This is a genomic window from Sphaerospermopsis sp. LEGE 00249 (assembly GCF_014299995.1).
Lineage (GTDB): Bacteria > Cyanobacteriota > Cyanobacteriia > Cyanobacteriales > Nostocaceae > Sphaerospermopsis > Sphaerospermopsis kisseleviana.
In genome coordinates, this window is record NZ_JACJUZ010000131.1 from 1 (window position 1) to 6,102 (window position 6,102).

Below are 6,102 nucleotides of genomic sequence, written 5' to 3' on the forward strand. Positions count from 1 at the left end.
CCTTCTATGCGTTGCTGAGAATTTTCAGGACAATTTCTACCCCAGAAACTGCTTGCCAAATAAAAAGTCCTAAAATCCCAAAATTCAACAAAATATGAGTCGCCCGCGCCCAATTTGCCCCTTTTCGCATGAAGGGAGACAAAGACGCAGAAAAGGCGATCAAACCAGTCATTCCCAAACCAGCTAACAAGTGTGGTCCGACAAATAATTTACCGTTATTGATGTAAGTAACAGCCATACCACCTATTGAACCTGCTACCATCAAGGCTAAGATGATCGCCCCTATTTTCTCGTGTTTATCATTAAATTTAGCTTTAATTAGTTCTTTTCTTTCTTCTGCTGAAGCATTTCTGGTACGCTGGACTTGTAAACCTGAGTAAGCAGCATATAGGGACAACGCTAACAATATCCACATTATTGTTGGGTGAACAAACTCTAACCCAAATTTGACCTCTGGAGCAAGTTCTAAACTCATCGCTTGGTTATCCAAATTATTAAATCTTTATAAAACTTAGCATAAATTGATTTAGGACTATTAGGACTATTTTGTTTTTTCTCTCTTGCTAAAGTGCAGACAACAAGCACAAACTAGTTTTTGATGCTAAATCAAGCAATTTCCACCAGGGCGGAATTTATTATATGATTGATAAAAATGATAATTTACTGCTGAATGCGGCAAAAAGCGGCGATATCAAGCGGGTTGGTGAACTATTAGCTACTGGTGCTAATGTGGATGGGTGCGATCGCAACGGCACTACAGCATTAATGTTTGCGGCTAATTTGGGTTATACGGAAATTGTGCGATCGCTCCTAGATTTTGGCGCTAATATCAATTTACATAGAAAAACATACCGGTTAACAGCGTTAATGTTGGCTGCAAGCAATAATCAAGTTGATATTGTGAAGCTTTTAATATCTAAAGATGCGGATATAAACGCCGTTAATGAAGATGGTAGCACCGCTTTAATGGCAGCAGCCCAAAAAGGTCATCTGGAAATTGTGCAAATTCTATTAAATGCTGGTGCGGATGCTAGTATTACCGATAAAGACGATGATAGCGCCTTAAAACTTGTTATCAAACAAGGTTATACAGCGATTGTTAAAGCCATACTACAAAAAGGTAATTTTGTCAATACCCCAGATGCAGAAGGTGAAACACCTTTAATAATGGCCGCAGACTTGGGAACTTTAGATATAGTACAAACACTGTTATTACACGGTGCTAATCCCAACATCAAAAACCCCGATAGCAGTACAGCACTAATAGCCGCAGCCGCAGCAGGACATAGTAATATTGTTGTAGCTTTATTAGATGCAGGTGCAGAAATTAATCACCAAGACAAAGAAGGAGAAACAGCTTTACACTTTGCCGTGCTAGAAGAATACCTGGATACAGTGAAAATCTTACTTCAACACGGTGCAGATGTAGAAATTAGAAATCATCTAGGAGATACACCCCTACTGATAGCCGCATTCCAAGGATATAGCGAAATAGTAGCAGCTTTAATGAGTGCAGGAGCAGATGCCAATAAAAAGAACTTTGGGGAAGTTGCCCTCACCTTAGCAGTATCTCAAGGACACACCCAAACAGTCAAAGTATTACTTGACAATGGTGCTAACATCAATGTTGTAGCAGATGATGGGAAAACTGCTGTGGTAAAAGCTTTAGTTAGCAACCATCCAGAGATATTCCAACTGCTAATAGAAAAAGGTGCTGATGTGAATTTCCAGGACTCAGCAGGTGCAACAGCGTTAATGTATGCTGCATCAGAAGGTTATACTCAAGCTGTGCAGATGTTAGTTAATCATGGGGCGGATGTCAACTTAAAAAACCAAGGTGGTTATACAGCTTTAATGATTGCAGAATTTAACAGTTATCGCACAATGGCGAATATTTTAAGGCAAGCAGGGGCGCAAGAGTGATATTGAGTCCGGTTTTATTGCTGAGTGCTGATAGCTTATTAAGCAAAACTCCGCTGTAACTGATGTGAGTTTGCTACAACGGAGCAACAAAAAGTTGAAACACCAAGATCAAAAGCTTGAGTTACAAGGGTAGAAAAAAGTAAACCTGAAGACTTAATTTACCTTTTACCTTAGTTTTCTCTATACCTTGATGTTTCCTACTGTGCTAGACATAAACAATATATCAATTTTTATTTTGGCGACAGTATTGGAATTATCATTTTTTGTGTATCGCAATGTAAAATAACAGAAAATCAATCTGTCTTGAGTGTGATTTTCTGCCTATTGATAAGCTTTTGGAACGATTCTATATAAATAATTAAATTTTTAGATTTTTTATATTACAGCAGTTTTCATGTATTTAGGGGTTGCTGAGAAAGTCTTTCCGTGAGGGCATAGGAGTCAGGAGTCAGGAGTCGTAGGGGCGAAGCATTCGGACGACAAATTATCAATTTTATGAAAAGGCTATTTTCCGAATGCTTCGCCCGTACAGGAGTCAGGAGGAGATTTGAAAATTTCTTTGCCATCTCTTGAAATCCCCAAAAATGCACACTTTTTCCGGTATACCCTTCAAAACCCTTGCACTAATTTCTGTGTTTATCAGCCTGTAACCTTTGATATATCAAGGTTTTAGGTTTATTCAGCAAACCCTATTTAGACCACACTCTAAATTAATTTCTTTCTTCCTTTGCGCCTTTGCGCGAAACCTGAATCAAGATGTAGTTCATTTACCTGAAAATAGCTGTAATCTCGGGTGATTATTTATGATTACCGCATCTGTGCAACAACTAGTAAACTCCTTATGGGTGGGTATCGGTTGTCAAAAAGGAATTTCTGACCAGTTAATTGATATAGCAATTGAGAGAACTTTTCAAACATATCAGCTTGCTTATACCGATCTTGCGGGTATTGCCAGCATTGATATTAAAGCTTCAGAATTGGGTGTAAGAGAATTTTGCCGAATACATAATTTACCTCTCAAAACCTTCACCGCAGAAGTCTTAGCTGGTGTCAGTGTTCCCAACCCTGGGAAAATAATTACAGAAACAGTAGGAACACCGAGTGTAGCAGAAGCAGCAGCTATTTTAGCAGCATCTCATAATACTTCAGCAGTGAGTTTATTAGTTCCCAAGCAAATTTTCCGTTTACCAGGGGAAGTGGGAGCAGTGACTATAGCAGTTGCAGGATGTAGAGTGTAGAGTAAAAATTAACTTTTTTGCTGACTTTGTATTACTGTCACCTGTCACCTGTCACCTGTCACCTGTCACCTAAATGTCTTCTGCCTTCTTCAATCTACTACTCTCAGTACATAATTAATAATACTGGAAACAATTGCCAGTACAATAGAGCCGAGAAAAGCAGGTATAAAACCCTGAATTTCAAAACCTGAACCGGGAGTGATAGCACTTGCTAACCACAGAGTTAAGGCATTAATGACAAAGGTAAATAAACCAAAAGTAATCAGGGTAATGGGAAATGCTAACAAACTCAAAATTGGGCGAATGATGGCATTTACCAACCCGATGACAATAGCAGCACCCAAGGCCGCTACAAAAGTCTTGATAATGAAACCTGGTACAATTTGAGATGTTACCAATAATGCTAACGCTGTACCCAGCCAAGTTAATAAAAAGTGTTTCATTTCATCCAATTTTGGATTTGAGATTTTAGATTTTGGATTTTGGATTTTGGATTTTGGATCTTGGATTTTAGATTGATTCTACAGTTGATATCCTCAAACTCAATGCAGCTATTGTGAATTTTTAATTTTTTCAACGTTGCTTGGGTAGTCGCCGCACGAAAGCTTCCCAAGTAGCTCCACCAACCACGCCATCTGGTTGTAACCCATAACGAACTTGAGCAGCTATGACTGCTGCTTCAGTTCCAGCACCAAAGTCTCCATCTATACCACCTTTGAAAAATCCCAAGGTTTGTAGTAGTCTTTGTAATTTGGTTACTTCCGAGCCTGTATTGCCTAAACGCAAAATAGGCCATCCGGCTGTAGTATATTGAATCTTAGGATTTCGCTGATTGGGCGGAGTCGGCTGAAAGCTGATGTTAGGCTTATTTTGGGCAGTTGTCGTTGGTTTGGGAGGATTAGGTTTTGGTACAACTGTGGCGTTATTAACCCTAGTGTTTCTATTGGGTTGAGCAGGAACTCCCAAATTATTACTGGTGGTTGCTGGGACAACAAATGGCAAGGTATTAGCAGCAACGGTTGATACATTAGGGAAAAGTCTTTGCCAAGTAAGAGTATCTACAATACCATCTGGATTTAAGCCCGCTGCTTGTTTAAACCGAGAAACAGCCCTAGCTGTACCTTCTTGATAAACGCCATCTACTGCACCTGTATAAAAGCCTAACAGTGTCAGTGCTGCTTGCAGTTCTGAGACTCGTTCACCTTGACTACCTATTTGCAAGGTAGGACGGTTGATGTTACCTACTGTACTGACTTGGGCAATTTCTACAGGTGCTGCTATTGATACTCTAGCAGAGGAGGCAAACAGTAAAGGTGTAACGGAAAATAAAAGTAAGCAATAAGACTGTTTTTGTCTTGAGTAGTGGTAAATACTCTTTATCAAGTGATATTTCATGTGATCTACCTGGGATATTCTTATGCTCATCTTACACCTTAATTTTCTATAGTCCTCTTGCCTTTTGCCTCTTACCTTCTTCCACTGTTAACTGATAACTGATTTAATTGCTTCTTCTTGACCAACTAAAGACACAAAAGGTTCCTGTAAATAACTATTAGCTGCTGTCATTGCTAACTTAGGACTGACTTTGTTGATGAGTTCAGGAAATTCATGGTCAAATTCTATTCCTAAACCTAGAATTTCATACCAACCGTATATTTGAGCAATTTGTCCGTTAGTTTGTTTACCGAGGGCATACTGTCCCAAGATTTTATTTTTAGCTGTTTGTAGTTCCTCCGCAGATAGTTCTGTATTACACAGTCTTTCTACTTCTTGGCGCAATCCTGCGAGAGCTATACTGGTATTTTCTGGTGCTGTCCCCATATACACTATAAATGAGGCGGGAAACAGGCGTGTAGAGTAAATAGCAGAGACTTCATAAGCTAAACCTCTTTTTTCTCGTAATTCCACAAATAAGCGGCTAGAAAGCCCATTTCCCAGGTATGTAGCTAACAATTTGAGAGCGGGGTATCCAGGGGCGCTGACTGATGGACCCATATAACCCAACATCACAATTGACTGTTGTGTATTTAAGGGTTTGAGACAAGATTTTGGTGTAACAGAAATAGCGGGTAAATCTAGTATATGCCGTGGTTGCTCTGGTGGTTGCCAATCACCAAAAACTTTTGTGACTAATTCTTGTGCTGCTTCTGGTGTAATGCGTCCAGCAATGCTAATTACTATGTTATCTGGACGAAAATGAACTTGGTGAAATTCTGCTAAGTCTGAACTATTGATACTACTAAGAGTGGTTTCTGTACCTAAAACCGACCGAGAATAAGGGTGTTCTTGGTACATTGCTTGTCGCATTTGTTCAAAAGCGAGGTTAAAAGGTTGCTCTTTTTGGGAGCGAATGTCTTGTAGTGCTAACCGTTTTTCTAGTTCGATTTGGTTTTTGGGAAATGTGGGCGATCGCAATAACAAACCAGACAATGCTAAAATTTCTGCAAAATCAGCAGTTACTGTTTTCAACGACAGCAAAAAATAATCAGTACCTGCATCTATACTTAAACTCGCACCCACAGACTCGACTTTTTCAGCAATTTCTAAGCTAGATAAACCATCACAACCTTTTGTCATCACTGCTGATAACAAATGTGCTAAACCTGCTGTTTCTACTTTTTCATAACAGCTACCAGCACGGACAAAAATTCTCCCCGCAATAATATCCGCTGCTGGGTTTTCTGCTACCAATAAAACAATGCCATTTGGTAATACGGTGCGATAGATAGAAGTCTGAGAATTATTTATATTTTGCATTCTTGCTTTTAACAGGTTAATGATGGAAGGAGGCAGGAGGCAGAAGGCAGGAGGCAGGAGTCAGGAGGTAGGGGAAGCAGGGGAAGCAGGGGAAGCAGGGGAAGCAGGGAAAGCTAATAACCCAGTCACCAGTCACCAGTCACCAGTCACCAGTCACCAGTCACCAGTCACCAGTCCCCAGTCC

General features: G+C 39.9%; 7 protein-coding genes. 2 read left to right on the plus strand and 5 right to left on the minus strand.

The window, feature by feature from the left end; all coding sequences use genetic code 11:
* Window positions 1–4: 4 nt before the first annotated feature.
* Complete coding sequence (locus H5968_RS24350; protein WP_096567047.1) at window positions 5–475, minus strand: DUF4079 domain-containing protein; 471 nt, start codon at window positions 473–475, stop codon at window positions 5–7.
* Window positions 476–639: 164 nt separating this feature from the next.
* Between H5968_RS24350 and H5968_RS24355 the strand changes: the two genes are divergently transcribed.
* On the plus strand, window positions 640–1,923 hold the full coding sequence (locus H5968_RS24355) for an ankyrin repeat domain-containing protein (protein ID WP_187042001.1): 1,284 nt from the start codon (window positions 640–642) through the stop codon (window positions 1,921–1,923).
* A 392-nt stretch (window positions 1,924–2,315) separates the two neighbouring features.
* On the opposite strand, the gene H5968_RS24360 is transcribed toward H5968_RS24355, so the two are convergent.
* Window positions 2,316–2,489 (minus strand): hypothetical protein, encoded by a 174-nt coding sequence (locus H5968_RS24360; protein ID WP_187042002.1) that lies wholly within the window; start codon window positions 2,487–2,489, stop codon window positions 2,316–2,318.
* A gap of 237 nt (window positions 2,490–2,726) precedes the next feature.
* Here H5968_RS24360 and H5968_RS24365 point away from each other — a divergent pair, with 237 nt between their 5' ends.
* Window positions 2,727–3,161, plus strand: coding sequence for a cobalamin biosynthesis protein (locus H5968_RS24365; protein WP_187042003.1), 435 nt, complete (start codon window positions 2,727–2,729; stop codon window positions 3,159–3,161).
* 89 nt (window positions 3,162–3,250) lie between these two features.
* On the opposite strand, the gene H5968_RS24370 is transcribed toward H5968_RS24365, so the two are convergent.
* From H5968_RS24370 to H5968_RS24380, 3 genes are all read right to left on the minus strand, one after another.
* On the minus strand, window positions 3,251–3,604 hold the full coding sequence (locus H5968_RS24370; RefSeq protein WP_187042004.1) for a phage holin family protein: 354 nt from the start codon (window positions 3,602–3,604) through the stop codon (window positions 3,251–3,253).
* Window positions 3,605–3,734: 130 nt separating this feature from the next.
* Window positions 3,735–4,556 carry a peptidoglycan-binding protein gene (locus tag H5968_RS24375; protein ID WP_187042005.1) on the minus strand — a complete coding sequence of 274 codons (822 nt, stop codon included), beginning with the start codon at window positions 4,554–4,556 and terminating at the stop codon, window positions 3,735–3,737.
* Between the two features lie 87 nt (window positions 4,557–4,643).
* Window positions 4,644–5,918, minus strand: a complete 1,275-nt coding sequence (locus H5968_RS24380; RefSeq protein ID WP_096567057.1) for a pitrilysin family protein — start codon at window positions 5,916–5,918, stop codon at window positions 4,644–4,646.
* Between the last annotated feature and the right edge of the window lie 184 nt (window positions 5,919–6,102).